This is a genomic window from Maribellus sediminis (assembly GCF_011799805.1).
Taxonomy (GTDB): domain Bacteria; phylum Bacteroidota; class Bacteroidia; order Bacteroidales; family Prolixibacteraceae; genus Draconibacterium; species Draconibacterium sediminis_A.
In genome coordinates, this window is the sequence record NZ_WXUB01000003.1 from 184,937 (window position 1) to 200,053 (window position 15,117).

A 15,117-nucleotide genomic window follows, 5' to 3' on the forward strand; every position below is an offset into this window, starting at 1 on the left:
CATAAATGAATCTTTATTTGCTGATACTGATAACCATTCTTCTCTCTGCTTTTTTCTCAGGCATGGAAATTGCTTTTGTGTCGGCCAATAAACTCCGACTCGAACTCGACAAACAATCCGAACCATTCAATTCGAAAATATTAAAGTTTGTAACTGCTAACGGCGGCCAGTACATTGCTACCATGTTGGTGGGCAACAACATCGCCCTGGTTATTTATGGTATTGCATTTGCCGGCTTGCTCGAACCGGTATTGAAACTTTACGTGCATACCGAATCGCTGATCCTGTTGTTGCAAACCGTTATTTCAACACTGATCATTCTTGTATTTTCTGAATTTCTGCCCAAAACACTTTTTCGACTGTTTCCGAATTTGTTCCTCAATTTATTTACACTTCCGCTGGCATTCTTCTACATCATATTTTACCCAATAACCCGATTTTCAATAGCAATAGCCAACACACTTTTGAAACGAGTGTTTAAAACTGATGTTTATGCCGGTAAGAAGAACCCGGTTTTTAGCCGGATCGATCTGGATGAATTTGTAAACGACAGCGATGCATCCAGGATTGAATTGCTGGAGAAGAATGTTGAAACCGAAATCAAGCTCTTTAAGAATGCACTGGATTTTTCGAAGGTAAAACTTCGCGAAATTATGGTTCCCCGGCCTGAAATTGAAATGCTGGAAGTTGGATCATCCATCAGCGAATTGCGTCAAAAATTTGTGGAAACCGGCTATTCCCGCATTCTGTTTTACAAGGAAAATTCGGATAACATTGTCGGCTACGTGCATTCTTCAGTCCTGTTCAATAATCCAAAATCGATAGAACCTTTTATCAAAAAAGTATTGATCGTTCCGGAAACCATGCCGGCCAATAAACTGCTAAGCACCTTTATTCAGGAACACCGCAGCATTGCAATTGTGGTCGACGAGTTTGGAGGAACATCGGGGATGGTGACCAGCGAAGACATTCTTGAAGAAATTTTTGGCGAGATTGAAGACGAACACGATACAAGCGATATTATTGAACGCAAAATCAGCGATAACGAATACATCTTTTCGGGAAGAGCAGAAATCGACCTGCTAAATGAGAAATATTTTTTCGAACTACCCGAGACCGAAGAATTCGAAACACTTGCTGGCTATATACTTTATTACCACGAAAGTATCCCCAAAATCAACTCCGTAATCAAGATCGGAAAATTCCACTTCAAAATACTAAAAGCTACCAATACGAAAATCGAATTGGTGAAACTCACCATTTCAGAAAATTAACTGCTGCAAAACACCTTGCATAACCACCTGTCTTACTGTTAGTTACAAGCCTGTTTTGGACTATTGCAAAAAAAAATCAAATAAAGTGGTTAAATAGTTAAAATTGTTATCTTCGTAGCTCGAAAAAATCAAACAAAATTTTGCATTAAAATAACTGTAAATCAATGGCAACGTTACAAAAAATTAGAACGAGAGCGGGATTGTTAGTAGCAATTGTAATCGGTGTTTCATTGGCAGCATTTATCCTTGGCGATATGTTACAAGGTGGTTCGTCGATGTTTCAAAGAAACCGCCTGGAAGTAGGGGAAATAGATGGTACTTCAATCCAATATCCTGAATTCCAGTCAGAAGTTGAAGAATTAGGAGAAATATTCAAACAAAATTATCAGACCAGTCAGCTGGACGAGAATATGTGGGCACAGGTAAGGGAACAAGCCTGGCAGCAAAAAATCGCCGAGATTGTTATGGGTGAAACCTACAAAGATCTGGGTATCAATGTAACCTCAGAAGAATTGTTCGATATGTTGCAGGGGTCTAACATCCACCCTATCGTTCAGCAAATCTTCCGTAATCCTGAAACCGGTCAGTTCGACCGTGGTTCAGTGGTTCGTTTCCTGAAAAACCTGGAAACAGGAGCAGTAACTCAGGAAAACCGCGATTACTGGTTAACTTTAGAAAACCAAATCGTTGATGAGCGTACGCAAAGTAAATACGCCAACATGGTTGGAAAAGGCTTGTATGTAACTACTCAGGAAGCTGAAAATACACTGCAGGCCAGCAGCAAAACTGTAAATTTCGATTACATTTCGTTGCCACACAGCACCGTTTCCGACGATGAGATTAGCATTACAGAAAAAGATCTGAAAGATTATTACAACGCTCATCAGGAAGACTACGAGCAGGAGCAGAGCAGAAGAATTGAATACATTACATATCCTGTTTCACCTTCGGCCGACGATTATGCCGATGCTGAAAAATGGATCAACGATATTAAAAGCGACTTTGCTGAAACCGATGATAACGTTCAGTTTGTAAATGCGAATTCAGATGTAGCTTTTGAAAATGTGTGGGAAAAAAGAGACGATCTTCCTGAAAACATTGCAACATGGATCTTCGACGAAGGTGCCCAGGTAAACGATGTTTTCGGTCCGTATCCTGATGGCGAAACCTTTAAACTGGCTAAACTTCACAAATCGGAGATGATGCCCGACTCGGTTGAGGCACGTCACATACTTCTGCAGGTTACTACTCAGGCAGAACTGCTGGCTGCTCAGGCTTTGGCTGACAGTTTAAAGACAATGATTGAAAAAGGAGCTGACTTTGCTCAACTTGCACGCGACAATTCAGTCGACCAGGGATCTGCTATTAACGGTGGCGACCTCGGTTGGTTCCAGCGTGGACAAATGGTAAAACCATTTGAGGATGCAGCTTTCAATAATAAAAAAGGAGAAGTTACTGTAGTTACTTCGCAGTTTGGAATCCACATCGTTCAAACTACTCAGCTTGGTAAACTTACTCCGCAGGTTCAGGTGGCTTACCTGGTACGTAACGTAATTGCAAGTACCAAAACTTATCAGAATGTTTACGCTAAAGCCAGCGAATTTGCCGGAAACAACACTTCACGTGAAGCTTTCGATGCAGCAATTGCAGAACAAAAGCTAACTAAGCGAGTTGCCAATGTTGGCGAAAACGACCGTCAGATTGTTGGTCTTGAAAATGCCCGTCAGTTGGTAAGATCTGCTTACGAAGCTGAAGAAAACTCAATCCTTCAAACGACTCAGGGTTCTCCGATCTTCGAACTGGGCGATAATTTTGTAATTGCAGTACTTGTTCAGGTTACTGAAAAAGGTATTGCACCACTCGAAGACGTAAAACCACGTGTTGAACTGGCAGTAAGCAAAGAAAAGAAAGCTGAAGTACTGGTTGAAAAAGCAAAAGCTGCATTGAGTGGCAATTCAGATTTGGCTTCAGTTGCTGCAGCATTGGATACTGAAGTAAAAAGTGCTAACAGCATTAACTTCAATTCGTTCTCAATCCCGGGAGTTGGACTGGAGCCGGCAGTAATTGGTACTGTTACTTCGTTGAATGTTGACCAGATTTCTGCACCTATTGCAGGAAACAACGGCGTATTTGTTGTAGTGGTAACTTCGGAGACTCAAAATCCGGCTGGAGACATTGCTGCTGAACAAAACCGCCTGGCACAAACATTGAACTACAGAGCTGCTCAGCAAGCTTTCCAGGCTCACCGCGATGCTGTTGAAATCGTTGACAAAAGATCGAAATTCTATTAATAGAAAAGTATAATTCAAAGAAAGCCGTTCTAACCAGGACGGCTTTTTTTATGGCCTGTACTACTGAAAATCCTGGTGAACTTTTACCACAGAAACAAGCCAAAAATTAAAAATCATTCAGAATAATTGCTTGCAATATTATTTTCAATGAAAAATCACTAAGTTTAAAGGCAAACCATTTCAATTCTCGACTATGAAAAATACTATCGCTGCTGGTTTTCTTATGCTGGTATTTCTTTTCCCGGCATGCAAAGAAGTGGATCAAAAAACTATTACGAGTGATGAAGCTGTGGTTCTTGTTTCGGAAGCGGCAACAGCTTACAGTATTTTTGCTTCTACGCAGGAAGAAGGTACAAAGGCTGGTCTTGATCTTCAATTGCAAGGGCAAACGAAAAGTGCTGAAGACACTTCAGAGGATTATCCAGTTATCACAGTAAGTCCGCTCGACCTGACAAGCTGGCCAAAGACCATTACCGTAGATTATGGCCCTGAAAATGTTACCGGCCTCGATATGCACCAACGCAGAGGGAAAATGATTATTTCTGCCGACAATTTTCCAAGTGTGAGTGGCGCCGAGTGGGAAATTACTTTTGATGAATTTTACCACGATAATTATAAGGTAGAAGGTGTACAAACCATCAAGTACAGCGGTCTAAATGCAAGTGAGCATCCGGTTTATAAGTGCACGGTTAGCGAGGGTGTAATTACAGCGCCCTCTGAAGAGGTATTCCATTTTGAACAGCAAACACAACGTGAATGGATTTCGGGCTACGATACACACGCTGCACTAACAGGCGACGAAGCCGATTTTTGCGACGATATGTACAAGATTACAGGAACACACAGCGGAAAAAGCTCAGACGGTTATACCTATACCATGACGACAAGCTCGCCGCTGATTGTTGGTGTTTGCTGCCGCTGGATACAGGAAGGCATCCTGAACATCAGCCTTAAGGACTATGATTTGAGCTGTGAAATTGATTACAGACCTGCTTCCGACACATCGGAAGATGCCTGCAACAACGTGGCCAACATTACTATTTTCGGGGTCAGCAGCGAGATAACGCTCATGCCGTAATTCGGAGAATCCCAAAAAGATAAATGGAGATTGAAATCCGTTTGATAAAGAATGAATCTACTGCTTCGATAGATTCCATCATTTCGATCTGAAACCAATTAAAAATAGTCTGAATAAAAACGGACATCCATTTCAGCAGATTTCCACCAGCCGAATGTCAAAACTCAGGACAGCGTTTGGTGGAATTTTATTTCCGGTACCTTTTCTCCCCCAGGCCAGATCGGCCGGAACCCAGAATTTATATCGGCTACCAACTGACATCATTTGCAATCCCTCCTGCAATCCTTCAATAAGCTCTTCAATAGCAACTTCATCGGGTTGATTTTGACGATAAGTGTCCTCCAGAATTTTGCCATCAAGTAGAAGTGCCCGCTGATGAATTTTTACAGTATCATGAACATTGGGCCTGGGACCTTCAACGCTTTCTATTATTTTGTACTGTAAACCTGAATCAGTTTCCTCAACCTCAGCTTTTTGAAGGTTATTCTGCAAAAAGTCCTCACCTGATTTTCTGTTGTTTCCGGCCGAACCTTTACTCCGCGTTTTCTTTTCTCGTTTTGCCATTACTTTTACCTAAACTTCAACAAAGTAAATGAAATCTAAAAAAACCGGGGCTATTTAAGATCAATAAGTTATATTTGGCGAGGGTAATTAAAAACCCGATATTTTTCAACCAACTTTAAACCTAGGAAGCCAGGAAGAACCATGCTGCTTAAATTTTACATTCTGACTATTTTCTTACTTATTGCCAGTATTGGTGTAAGTGCCGGAGATAATTTTACCCACGAGAAGATTGCGGTCAAAAGTACGCGATCGTATACCAAAAGAGAAGAAAAGCTTAAAATCTATATTGAAGGAATCAGACTCGATATGGATTACCTGCTTCGGAGAATGCGCTTTGTTGATTTTGTAAATGATCCGGCAGTTGCCGATGTTCACATTATTATTACCGATCGGGTAAGCGGATCAGGAGGAATGGTTTATTCGCTAATGTACAATAACCTGACCATTGAAAACCTGAGTGATTATACGATCACCTCCACCACACTTTCGAGCGACACTTACGAAGAAAGCAGAAAGAAAATTACCGATGCGCTGATTTTGGGATTAATGCCTTTTGTAAACCAAACAAAAGCTTCGGAGAAACTGGTATTCCGGTACAATGGCGATGCGGAAGAACAACCTGCTCAAAACGCAGATGATCCATGGAATAACTGGACTTTCAGAGGAGATGTGTATGGGGATGTAAACCTTGAAGAAAGCCGTAAAACTTACGATTACTCGTTTAATTTGCGAGCCGATAAAGTAACCGAAGAATGGCGTTACAGAAATAATGTCAGACGAAGTGTACGTACGCGAAAATACATTACCGATGGCGAAGAGTATCGCTCTGACAATACAAGTAACAATGCTTCGTCGAGCGTGGTAAAAAGCTTATCGTCGCGGTGGTCGGCCGGGGCATTTGGAAGCTACTACAACAGCAATTATAGTAATACCGTATATTCCATTTCATTCAAACCGGCCATTGAATACAATATTTTCCCCTGGGATATTTCTGACCGAAAAGTATTTACTATCGCCTATTACATTGGTCCGGAATGGAAAAAATATTACGAGGAAACCATTTTCGACAAAATAAGGGAAAGCTTGTGGGAACAATCCTTACGGCTCGATTTACAGGTAGTACAAACCTGGGGCGAAATTCGGGCCGGACTGAATGCCACCAATTACATGCACGACTGGAGCAAAAACCGAATCACACTCGACACTGACCTGTCGGTGCGAATTATCCGTGGATTGTCGGTACGAATGGGCTTTAGGGTTGAGAATGTACACGACCAGATTTACCTTCCCAAAGGCGAAGTTTCACTCGAGGATGTTTTGCTGAATAAAGTTCAGCTACCATCAACATTTGAAGTTGGTGCCAATTTTGGTGTCCGTGTTCAGTTTGGCTCTATTTACAACAATGTGGTAAACAACCGCCTTTAGTTATTTTACCCTGCCAACAACTATCAGCCGGGTCGCCATTTCGAAACCGAATTTTTCGAGATCGGCTTCAATTCGTGGAACTTCTGCCGCCATTTCATGGTATTCAGGACGGCCTTCAAGCTGTTTCAATGCAGCATGAAGCTTTTCTTTCCGCTCCTGAATTTCCTCCGGAGTAGGAGGATTTGCAGTTTTCCGGTTCTCAAATTGCAGTACAACTTCCAGTCCCGACTTTTTAACTTCATGAATAATTTCCTCTTTCTTAAACGATTCGTTGTGGCAAATACCATTCATGCGATCTATTTTACTGCGGAAATGGTGAATGCGTTTGTGGACTTCCTGGGCCGGATTAAGATTGTCGCTAAATAATTCATTCACAATTATCCACCCACCCGACTTTACCACACGTTGCATTTCTTTTAAAGTAAGCTGAACATCAGAAAGATGATGTAAAACCATAGAAATGGAAGCCGCATCAAATGAATTATCCGGAAAATCAAGAAACTCTCCTTTCATCTCCCGAAATGTTACCTCGGGATATGTTGCCCGGGCTTCTTCCAAAGAATCGTGATCAGGATCAATGCCTGTGATTTTGGTCGAGGGAAGCGCTTCCTTCAATACTTTAATAAAATGCCCGGGGCCGGTACCAACGTCGAGTAAAGTGGCAACTGTTTTAGCTTTAAAGAATTCTGTTAATGTTTCCATTATATCAATAATAAAAATGCCGAAAGTGCGGTAACAATGATCACAGCTGTTCGGTATAGGTTGTCTGAAATTTGTTTTACGAGTTTTACACCCAAAAATGCTCCAAGTGCAATTGCCGGCAACATCAGTAAATTAAGTGTTAAAGTATCCCAGTTAATGGTTTTCCAAACCAGAATGTGCAAGGGAAATTTTGAAAAATTAATGATTAGGAAGAACCAGGCGCCGGTACCTATAAAACTGTTTTTTGGCAAATGCATCGACAGCAAATAAATCGCGAAAATGGGCCCGGCAACATTACCTATCATGGTAGCAAAACCACCCAGAACTCCCATTAGTGCTGCAAACCACCAGGTATCGGGGAAAAGCTGGTTTCCTTTCTGCCGGTCTTTCCACAACATCAAACCAATGCACAGAAAAACTAAAATTGCGATGATATTTTTAAACCAGTTATCATCTACCACTTCGCCCACCCAAAGAGCAATGCCAACGCCTGCAAATGCCCAGGGCAACAGTTTCCAAAGGTATTTCCATTCGGCATGCCGGTGGTAGTAACTCACGCCAAAAATATCAGCCATCATTAACATGGGCAGCAGAATTCCGGTTGATGCCTTTCCTCCAAAAATAATAGCCAAAGCAGGCACTACGAGCATTGAAACTCCGGGCACTCCTACCTTCGACATACCAACCAGCATGGCACAGGTAGCCAGTAAAATCCATTGCAGAATTGTAAAATCAAGTTCTAACATAAAGTTGCTTGAGTTAGCTAAAGTATCAAATTAGCTTGAAAACTTAGAAACAGGGCACAAAAAAATAGCCCCGCCAGAGCGAGGCTATTCCAAGCTAACAATTCGAAGGTAGTCCCCCTTCACAAAAAACAAAAAACAAAAAGCAAGGTATCTGCCTGGTTTCCGTTCTTCCCCTTTTTGTCCTTTCCATCGGAAACCTCCTTGCATCTACATATTTAGATATATGCAATATACATGCCATAAATTTGCATGTTTTGCAACTTTAACTTCTATTAACAAGGTACTTAGCTGATTTTTTCGTCGATCTCGCGTATGGCTTCTGTTTCAATATTTCCGAACCAGTCGTCGAGTTTTGCTTTGGCTTTTTCCTTGATCTCAGGGGTGACATTTTTGCCGATTTGTGTGAGTACAAAAAGCAAAACGCCCAGATCATCAGAATAGCCGATTATCGGGGTTAGATCGAAAATTGCGTCAGTGGGTAAAATAAAATATCCGAGAGCGGCTGCAATGCTGAGTTTGGTTTTTGTTTTTACATCAGGCGATTCCATAGTATAGAACAACACCAGAACGGCGTACACCACTTTCAATCCGGCATTTTTGGCCTGCTCTTTGAGTTTATCCCAAAGCGATTGTTTTGAAAAGTATTTACTGTATTTCTGATCTGTCATTTTAAACTTGCTGTTGTAAAATCCAACTGGTATTCCCCATATTCTTCAACGATTTGATCCAGGATTTCGTGTACCTCATCGTTTGCTTCGGCACGCAATAACCTGATCTTCAAATCCCTGAAATTTGGCAATCCGGGGAAGTATTTTGCAAAATGCCTGCGCATCATCACAATCCCTACCCGTTCTTCCTCGCGCCACTCAAGGTTCATACGCAACTGTTCTTTTAATACATCAACAACTTCGCTGACAATTGGTTGAGGCAGGCTTTCTCCCGTATCGAGGAAATGCCTCACTTCGCGAAATAACCAGGGACGTCCAATGGAACCCCGGCCAATCATTAACGCATCAACACCTGTAGCATCCAGCAATTCTTTTGCTTTTTCGCCACTGTTAATATCGCCGTTTCCGATAATCGGAATATGGATTTTCGGATTGTTTTTAACCTCGCCAATCAGCGTCCAGTCGGCCTCGCCAGTATACAGCTGCTCGCGGGTGCGACCATGGATGGCCAGCGCCTGAATGCCCACATCCTGCAAACGTTCGGCCACTTCCATAATCGGAGTATCATTGGCCGCCCAGCCCAAACGGGTTTTTGCAGTCACCGGAACTTTAACGGCTTTTACGATCTCAGCTGTCATTTGCTGCATCTTGGGCAGATCTTTTAGCATTCCCGATCCGGCACCGTGACGAACAATTTTTTTCATCGGGCAGCCATAATTGATATCGATAAAATCGGGATTAAATTCTTCGGCTACCTGCGCAGCACGCACCATCGAATCGATGTTATGTCCGTATATCTGGATAGCCGCCGGCCGGTCGAAATCGTAGAGGTGCATTTTTTGTTTCGTCTTATCAATACTACGGATCAACGCTTCCGACGAAACAAACTCGGTATACACCACATCGGCACCAAATTGTTTACACATCCAGCGAAACGACTGATAAGTAACGTCTTCCATGGGTGCCAGGAAAAGCGGCGTATCTCGTAATTCTATGTTTCCGATCTTCATTTGTGTGATTTCTAAACCGCTGCAAAGGTAAAAATATTCGCGTGTTGGAAAGATTGATTAAAGGAGCCTTTTAACTTTTGTATTTTGTGTGAGTTTCAGATTTTTCAGATCGAGTCCGGATATCAGGTTTACTCCCGGCTTTTTACCGACTTCGAAACTCCCCAGTTCTGCGTCCAAATCCAAAGCAAACGCTCCGTTAATGCAAGCCCAGCTCAGGAGTTCTTCAAGCTTTAATGTTTCAAAATGTTGCTGAAGTGTTATCATTTCCTCCAGTATCGACAACTGATGATTAGAAGCCAGGCTATCGGTTCCCAAACAAATATTCAAACCAGATTCCCGAAACAGCGAAACAGGTGGCAAGGCATTTTCAATATATAAATTTGAATTGGGGCAAAGCACAAACCAGGTGTTATCCAAACTACGATTTGCTACAAGCTGCTCAATATCTTGCTTGTTTGTAAAAGTATTATGCACAAGCAACAATTTATTCTCTTTTGGTACCAAACTCAAAATCCGTTGCAATGAACCATTCCCGGTACCTTTCCAGTGTGAAAGATCCAGCTTCAGGTTATGCTGAAAATGATCGGCAATCGGGCCTGTTCCATTTTTCACAAACTCGTTTTCGGCCTCGCTTTCCTGGTTATGGATGGACAATATACCGTAGTCTTTTTCTGCCTGTTCACTAACCGAAAGAAACAGCGAATCGGAGACCGAATAAGCCGAATGCGGAACAATCGAAGCCTGCAAGTTGTTTGTGTGATATGCAGACTGTACTTGAACCGCCTTATCAAAAGCCCGTTTGGCACGCGATGGGTGAAAGCCAAAAACCTCGACAAAGGTGTGGTATTTGATTTTACTTTTCTGCTTGATCGCGAGCGAAGCGTCGGAATTAGAAATATCGCCAACAGCTGCTATTCCATTCGCCCACATACGACGGTCGGCAACCTGCATGGCTTTTTCCTCCTCATCTTCCCCAGCATTGCGCAGCCGGTTGATCTCGCCTACAAAACCGGCTATTCCTTGTTTTTCACTGATCTTTCCATGCAAATGAGAGAGTTCCAGGTGACAATGTGCATTCACAAAACCAGGCACCAGTATTCCGCTGTAATATTCTACACCGGCTTCTTCACGAAAAGTTTCATCCCGGTGTTCAACATCCAGGATTGTACCGTCGTCGTCGCAAATTAATATGGAATTTCTTACCGGTTTACCCTGCCCGGTAAAAAGATATGTGGCCGCAAACTTTCTCACCTCGCATTTTTGCCTGGATTTTCTTCAAACTCCAGTTCCAGCTCTTCTTTCCGTCCAGAAAATTCCTGTTCCTGCTCACTGAGTTTGCTCAGTACCTTGCGGTACATTTTCTCGAATTTTTTGGGCAAGCTGGCATAGTACACATACGACTGCTCAAAAAGAGAATCAGACACAGCGTATTTGTCAAGAACTGAAGCGTAAAAATTGGCCGACGAGTTGTCCTGCATTACGCTGTCGTAGCGATATTTATTGTAAGTTGCTTCGGCCAGGTGGACATCTACCAACATATCGATCATCTGCTTTTCGTTAATCAGATGTTTTGGTTTTGGCATGATCGGCTTATCGCAGGCAACCACCGCAAATACCAATGCAAAAAGTAATATTTGAAAACGCTTCTTCATTTCAGTGCGCCAAATTATAAATAGTTGCGACAGAAATCAAATGCAAGGAGTTAAAAAATATTATTTACCCCCTGCTTTCGCCGGAACTTCTTCGAAGCCACCGGCTCCAGCTGTCCCCTCATTTGAGGGGGACAGTTGAGGCCGCAGACTCCGCTCGGCGGAGCAAGGACGATACGGGGAGTAATTTTTCACTATAAATTCTTTTTATTTGAAAAGTGTTTTGAAAACCTCTTCCACGCGACTTACCCGAACAATTTCAATTTTGAATTTTTTACCGTCGAAACCCTTGTTCAGCGAAGGAACATAAATACGCTGAAATCCCAGTTTGGCTGCTTCGGCAATGCGCTGTTCTATGCGACTGACAGCACGAATTTCGCCAGTCAATCCAACCTCGCCGGCAAAACAAACTTTATGGTTAATAGCAATGTCGATGTTCGAAGAAAGTATGGAACAGATTACAGCCAGGTCGGTTGCCGGATCGTTGATCTTTAATCCGCCCGCAATGTTCAGAAAAACGTCCTTTGCAATGAGCTTAAAACCTGCACGTTTTTCAAGCACTGCCAGCAGCATATTTAAACGGCGTAAATCGAAGCCGGTGGATGAACGTTGCGGAGTTCCGTAAGCGGCCGAACTCACCAGTGCCTGAATTTCGATCAGGAAAGGACGCACACCTTCGATGGTTGCGGCAATGGCTGTTCCGCTAACATCGTCGCTTACCTTCGAGATCAGTTGTTCCGAAGGATTAGTAATTTCGGCTAAACCGTTGCTGCGCATTTCAAAAATTCCGAGTTCGTTGGTCGATCCAAAACGGTTTTTGTTCGAACGCAAAATGCGGTACATGTAATTGGTGTCGCCCTCGAACTGAAGCACAGTATCCACCATGTGTTCGAGCACTTTCGGCCCGGCCAGGCTGCCTTCTTTGGTAATGTGCCCGATTAACACCACTGCCACATTGTTTTTTTTGGCAAACTTTAAAATGGCAGCTGTACATTCGCGAACCTGCCCCACCGAGCCCGGCGACGATTCAATCAGTTCAGTAGAAATGGTTTGTATGGAGTCGATGACCAGGAGCTCAGGTTTTACCTGTTCGGTGTGTGCAATGATGTGTTCCAGTGAAGTTTCGCTTAAAAACAGGCAGGTCCCCAAATCGTTGCTCAGGCGTTCGGCCCGCAGCTTTATTTGTTGCAAACTCTCCTCTCCCGAAATATACAAGATCGTTTTATCGCGAAGGGCCAGCGCCACTTGCAGTGCCAGAGTTGATTTTCCAATTCCGGGATCGCCGCCAAGCAGAATGAGCGAACCGGGAACAATTCCGCCACCCAAAACACGGTTAAATTCTTCAATTCCCAGCGAGATGCGGCTGTTTTTTACGGTTTCAACTTTATCCAGTGTCAGTGGCTGATTACCCGAAAGCTGCACCGACAATTTCCCGGTACTTTGCTTTTTTACAACCACCTCTTCAACGTAGGTATTCCATTCGCCGCAGGCGGTACAGCGCCCCATCCATTTTGGCGATTGTGCCCCGCAATTCTGGCAGGTGTATATGCTTTTGGTTTTTGTCATCGTTGTGTTCGCTCCTCAGAATTTAAGATCACAAGATAGATCATTTTTTTTACTCCACTAGTTTTCACCGCGGCCAATCAGCCCTACACATTTCCTCCACCACAAAACGTAAACGGCCTTTCTAATTTAAAATTAAAGCAACCTTTTATTGGTGAAATCCATCAACTTAAGAACAAATTCATGGAAATTAATATCTTCGCGCGTTTGTAATCTGAACGGGATTGCGCAGCCAAAAAGTGTGGATAAGTTTACTTCAATAAAAACCGGGGTAAGAATAAAGAAAGAGTTTGGTAGTTGTTATGGGGATTGGCGGTAAATATAAAACAAGGAAAATAGTTGAAGAGCTTTTTAAGCAGCACTATGCCGAACTTTGTTCTCATGTTTACTCCATCGTGAAAAACGACAACGATGCCGAAGACATTGTGCAGCAGTTTTTTGTTGATTTTATCGTGAATAAACGCTACAAAAAAGTGGAAAGCTCAATGGAGGGTTACTTGTTTCAGAGTGTGCGTTATGCAGCCTTAAAATTTCTGAAACACCAGATTAAAAACCAGCATTTGCAAATCTCCGACTTCAGCGATGTTTTCCTTCAGGAAGAACACAAAAAAGAAAACAGCCAGATTACCCAACAACTGGATACTGCCCTGAACAGCCTGCCACCCCGCTGCAAAGAAGTTTTTGTTATGGTCCATGTTCAAAACCTTTCGTACATCGAAACATCAAAGGTCCTTGGGGTATCGATCAATACCGTGAAAACACAATTAAAACGGGGACTGAACCTCCTGCGCGAAAGGATTTCCTATCCGCTCAATACCGAGTTGAATTAACGCCCGATTTCGGACTTTTTTTAAACTATTTTTATGCTACCCCACCTTTAATCTGAAAATTTTTTCATTTCTAAAAACACCTTTATACTATTGATACACAACCTCTTGTTGCTCGTGTATTTGTTTTCATTTAAAAAAAATGAAAATAAATCAAAAATCGTTTCACCCGTTTTAGCACGAATGGGCACATATAAAATGTAAGCAAACAACAAATAACAATTAACTAATCTGAGATTCATAAAGTGATGAGCGAAAAAAGACATTACGATGTAGACAAAGCCTGGCAACGGGTGGATAAAATGGCCACGAAAAAGCAGCGGACGCGGATGGTAAACAGGGTCGGTATTACTTCGCTGGCTTTAGTTTTGGCAATCTTTGCCTTGACTCCGGTACTAAAAACCGCCAACGAAAACGAACAATTCGTCGAGGAACAGATCGTTAATCGCAACAGGGCCACCCTTTACCTTGCGGAAGGTACAACGGTTGAACTGAACGATTCGCTGGATAACAGCCTCGAACAGGTTATCGAGTTAAATAAAATTACTGCACTCAATAAAAAAGCACCAAAAAACATTCAAAAGAACGTGCTGAATGTTCCTACCGGAGGTGAGTACTATTTTGAATTGCCCGATGGAACCAAAGTTTGGCTCAACTCGGAAACACAGCTCGAATTTCCATCTGAATTTGCAGGAAATACCAGGGAGATTACCTTAACAGGTCAGGCCTATTTCGATGTGACTCACAATCCCGAGAAACCCTTCATAGTGCACACTACCCTTGGGAACGTTGAAGTAAAAGGTACTTCTTTCGATTTAAAAGCCTACAAAAACGATCGCACTTTTGAAACCACACTGGTTGAAGGACTGGTTAGCGTGGCTACCGCCGACAAACAGGAAACGACCATCCATCCGGGGCAGCGCAGTGTGTATTCCGAGGAAGACGGAAAACTGACCACCGCTAACGTTGATGTGCAACTTTATACTTCATGGAAAGACGGCATTTTCTATTTCGAAAACCAAAGCCTCGACAACATAACAAAAGAACTGGAACGCTGGTACGAGGTAGATTTCAATTTCGAAAATCAGGCAGCAGGCGCTGTAAGGTATACCGGTGAATACAGTAAAAACCAAAAGCTTGGTGAAATCCTACATTTATTGAGTGTTACCGGTAATGTTGATTTCAGGAATGAAGGCGACCAGATTCTGGTAAGTACCGATCCATCTTAAACACACAGATTTCATTCAGAATAAAACAGAAAAGAAAAGCCATATAGAAATTGGTTTTCACAGTTGTGAGAGCCGGTGAAACAGAAAAGAA

General features: G+C 42.6%; 14 protein-coding genes. 6 read left to right on the forward strand and 8 right to left on the reverse strand.

Going from position 1 to position 15,117, the window contains the following annotated elements:
* Positions 1–5: 5 nt before the first annotated feature.
* From HFD85_RS12640 to HFD85_RS12650, 3 genes are all read left to right on the forward strand, one after another.
* The gene (locus tag HFD85_RS12640; protein ID WP_167610162.1) at positions 6–1,274 is read left to right on the forward strand and encodes a hemolysin family protein; all 1,269 of its coding nucleotides are present in this window, start codon (positions 6–8) and stop codon (positions 1,272–1,274) included.
* Between the two features lie 164 nt (positions 1,275–1,438).
* The gene (locus HFD85_RS12645) at positions 1,439–3,565 is read left to right on the forward strand and encodes a peptidylprolyl isomerase (RefSeq protein ID WP_167610165.1); all 2,127 of its coding nucleotides are present in this window, start codon (positions 1,439–1,441) and stop codon (positions 3,563–3,565) included.
* Positions 3,566–3,758: 193 nt separating this feature from the next.
* Positions 3,759–4,643 (forward strand): hypothetical protein, encoded by an 885-nt coding sequence (locus HFD85_RS12650; protein WP_167610168.1) that lies wholly within the window; start codon positions 3,759–3,761, stop codon positions 4,641–4,643.
* Between the two features lie 132 nt (positions 4,644–4,775).
* Here the strand turns inward: HFD85_RS12650 and HFD85_RS12655 are convergent, their stop codons facing one another.
* Positions 4,776–5,207, reverse strand: coding sequence for an FKBP-type peptidyl-prolyl cis-trans isomerase (locus tag HFD85_RS12655; RefSeq protein WP_167610171.1), 432 nt, complete (start codon positions 5,205–5,207; stop codon positions 4,776–4,778).
* 141 nt (positions 5,208–5,348) lie between these two features.
* On the opposite strand from HFD85_RS12655, the gene HFD85_RS12660 reads away from it, so the two are divergent.
* Positions 5,349–6,632 (forward strand): hypothetical protein, encoded by a 1,284-nt coding sequence (locus tag HFD85_RS12660; protein WP_167610174.1) that lies wholly within the window; start codon positions 5,349–5,351, stop codon positions 6,630–6,632.
* On the opposite strand, the gene HFD85_RS12665 is transcribed toward HFD85_RS12660, so the two are convergent.
* The 7 genes from HFD85_RS12665 to radA form a co-directional block, all read right to left on the reverse strand.
* The gene (locus tag HFD85_RS12665; protein ID WP_167610177.1) at positions 6,633–7,334 is read right to left on the reverse strand and encodes a class I SAM-dependent methyltransferase; all 702 of its coding nucleotides are present in this window, start codon (positions 7,332–7,334) and stop codon (positions 6,633–6,635) included.
* Positions 7,334–8,080 carry a sulfite exporter TauE/SafE family protein gene (locus tag HFD85_RS12670; protein ID WP_167610179.1) on the reverse strand — a complete coding sequence of 249 codons (747 nt, stop codon included), beginning with the start codon at positions 8,078–8,080 and terminating at the stop codon, positions 7,334–7,336. Before HFD85_RS12670 ends, HFD85_RS12665 begins: the two co-directional genes overlap by 1 nt.
* Positions 8,081–8,364: 284 nt before the next feature.
* On the reverse strand, positions 8,365–8,748 hold the full coding sequence (locus HFD85_RS12675; protein ID WP_167610182.1) for a YkvA family protein: 384 nt from the start codon (positions 8,746–8,748) through the stop codon (positions 8,365–8,367).
* A complete protein-coding gene (dusB, locus tag HFD85_RS12680) occupies positions 8,745–9,758 on the reverse strand; it encodes a tRNA dihydrouridine synthase DusB (RefSeq protein ID WP_167610185.1) in 1,014 nt (337 codons plus the stop codon). The genes HFD85_RS12675 and dusB overlap by 4 nt, the downstream gene beginning before the upstream one ends.
* Before the next feature lie 57 nt (positions 9,759–9,815).
* Entirely contained in the window at positions 9,816–11,009 is a 1,194-nt protein-coding gene (locus HFD85_RS12685; RefSeq protein WP_167610189.1) for an amidohydrolase family protein, read from the reverse strand.
* Positions 11,006–11,410, reverse strand: coding sequence for a DUF4296 domain-containing protein (locus HFD85_RS12690; protein WP_167610192.1), 405 nt, complete (start codon positions 11,408–11,410; stop codon positions 11,006–11,008). The genes HFD85_RS12685 and HFD85_RS12690 overlap by 4 nt, the downstream gene beginning before the upstream one ends.
* 204 nt (positions 11,411–11,614) lie before the next feature.
* Positions 11,615–12,973 carry a DNA repair protein RadA gene (gene radA / locus HFD85_RS12695; RefSeq protein ID WP_167610195.1) on the reverse strand — a complete coding sequence of 453 codons (1,359 nt, stop codon included), beginning with the start codon at positions 12,971–12,973 and terminating at the stop codon, positions 11,615–11,617.
* 287 nt (positions 12,974–13,260) lie between these two features.
* Here radA and HFD85_RS12700 point away from each other — a divergent pair, with 287 nt between their 5' ends.
* Together HFD85_RS12700 and HFD85_RS12705 are read left to right on the forward strand one after the other, a co-directional pair.
* On the forward strand, positions 13,261–13,800 hold the full coding sequence (locus tag HFD85_RS12700) for an RNA polymerase sigma factor (protein WP_167610198.1): 540 nt from the start codon (positions 13,261–13,263) through the stop codon (positions 13,798–13,800).
* A gap of 245 nt (positions 13,801–14,045) precedes the next feature.
* Positions 14,046–15,026 carry a FecR family protein gene (locus HFD85_RS12705; protein ID WP_167610201.1) on the forward strand — a complete coding sequence of 327 codons (981 nt, stop codon included), beginning with the start codon at positions 14,046–14,048 and terminating at the stop codon, positions 15,024–15,026.
* The last annotated feature ends 91 nt before the right edge of the window (positions 15,027–15,117 follow it).

Excerpts from the sequence above, each read along its gene's own strand:
- HFD85_RS12640 (WP_167610162.1), top strand. The coding sequence starts at position 6 with ATGAATCTTTATTTGCTGATACTGATAACCATTCTTCTCTCTGCTTTT.
- HFD85_RS12645 (WP_167610165.1), top strand. The coding sequence starts at position 1,439 with ATGGCAACGTTACAAAAAATTAGAACGAGAGCGGGATTGTTAGTAGCA.
- HFD85_RS12650 (WP_167610168.1), top strand. The coding sequence starts at position 3,759 with ATGAAAAATACTATCGCTGCTGGTTTTCTTATGCTGGTATTTCTTTTC.
- HFD85_RS12655 (WP_167610171.1), bottom strand. The coding sequence starts at position 5,207 with ATGGCAAAACGAGAAAAGAAAACGCGGAGTAAAGGTTCGGCCGGAAAC.
- HFD85_RS12660 (WP_167610174.1), top strand. The coding sequence starts at position 5,349 with ATGCTGCTTAAATTTTACATTCTGACTATTTTCTTACTTATTGCCAGT.
- HFD85_RS12665 (WP_167610177.1), bottom strand. The coding sequence starts at position 7,334 with ATGGAAACATTAACAGAATTCTTTAAAGCTAAAACAGTTGCCACTTTA.
- HFD85_RS12670 (WP_167610179.1), bottom strand. The coding sequence starts at position 8,080 with ATGTTAGAACTTGATTTTACAATTCTGCAATGGATTTTACTGGCTACC.
- HFD85_RS12675 (WP_167610182.1), bottom strand. The coding sequence starts at position 8,748 with ATGACAGATCAGAAATACAGTAAATACTTTTCAAAACAATCGCTTTGG.
- dusB (WP_167610185.1), bottom strand. The coding sequence starts at position 9,758 with ATGAAGATCGGAAACATAGAATTACGAGATACGCCGCTTTTCCTGGCA.
- HFD85_RS12690 (WP_167610192.1), bottom strand. The coding sequence starts at position 11,410 with ATGAAGAAGCGTTTTCAAATATTACTTTTTGCATTGGTATTTGCGGTG.
- radA (WP_167610195.1), bottom strand. The coding sequence starts at position 12,973 with ATGACAAAAACCAAAAGCATATACACCTGCCAGAATTGCGGGGCACAA.
- HFD85_RS12705 (WP_167610201.1), top strand. The coding sequence starts at position 14,046 with ATGAGCGAAAAAAGACATTACGATGTAGACAAAGCCTGGCAACGGGTG.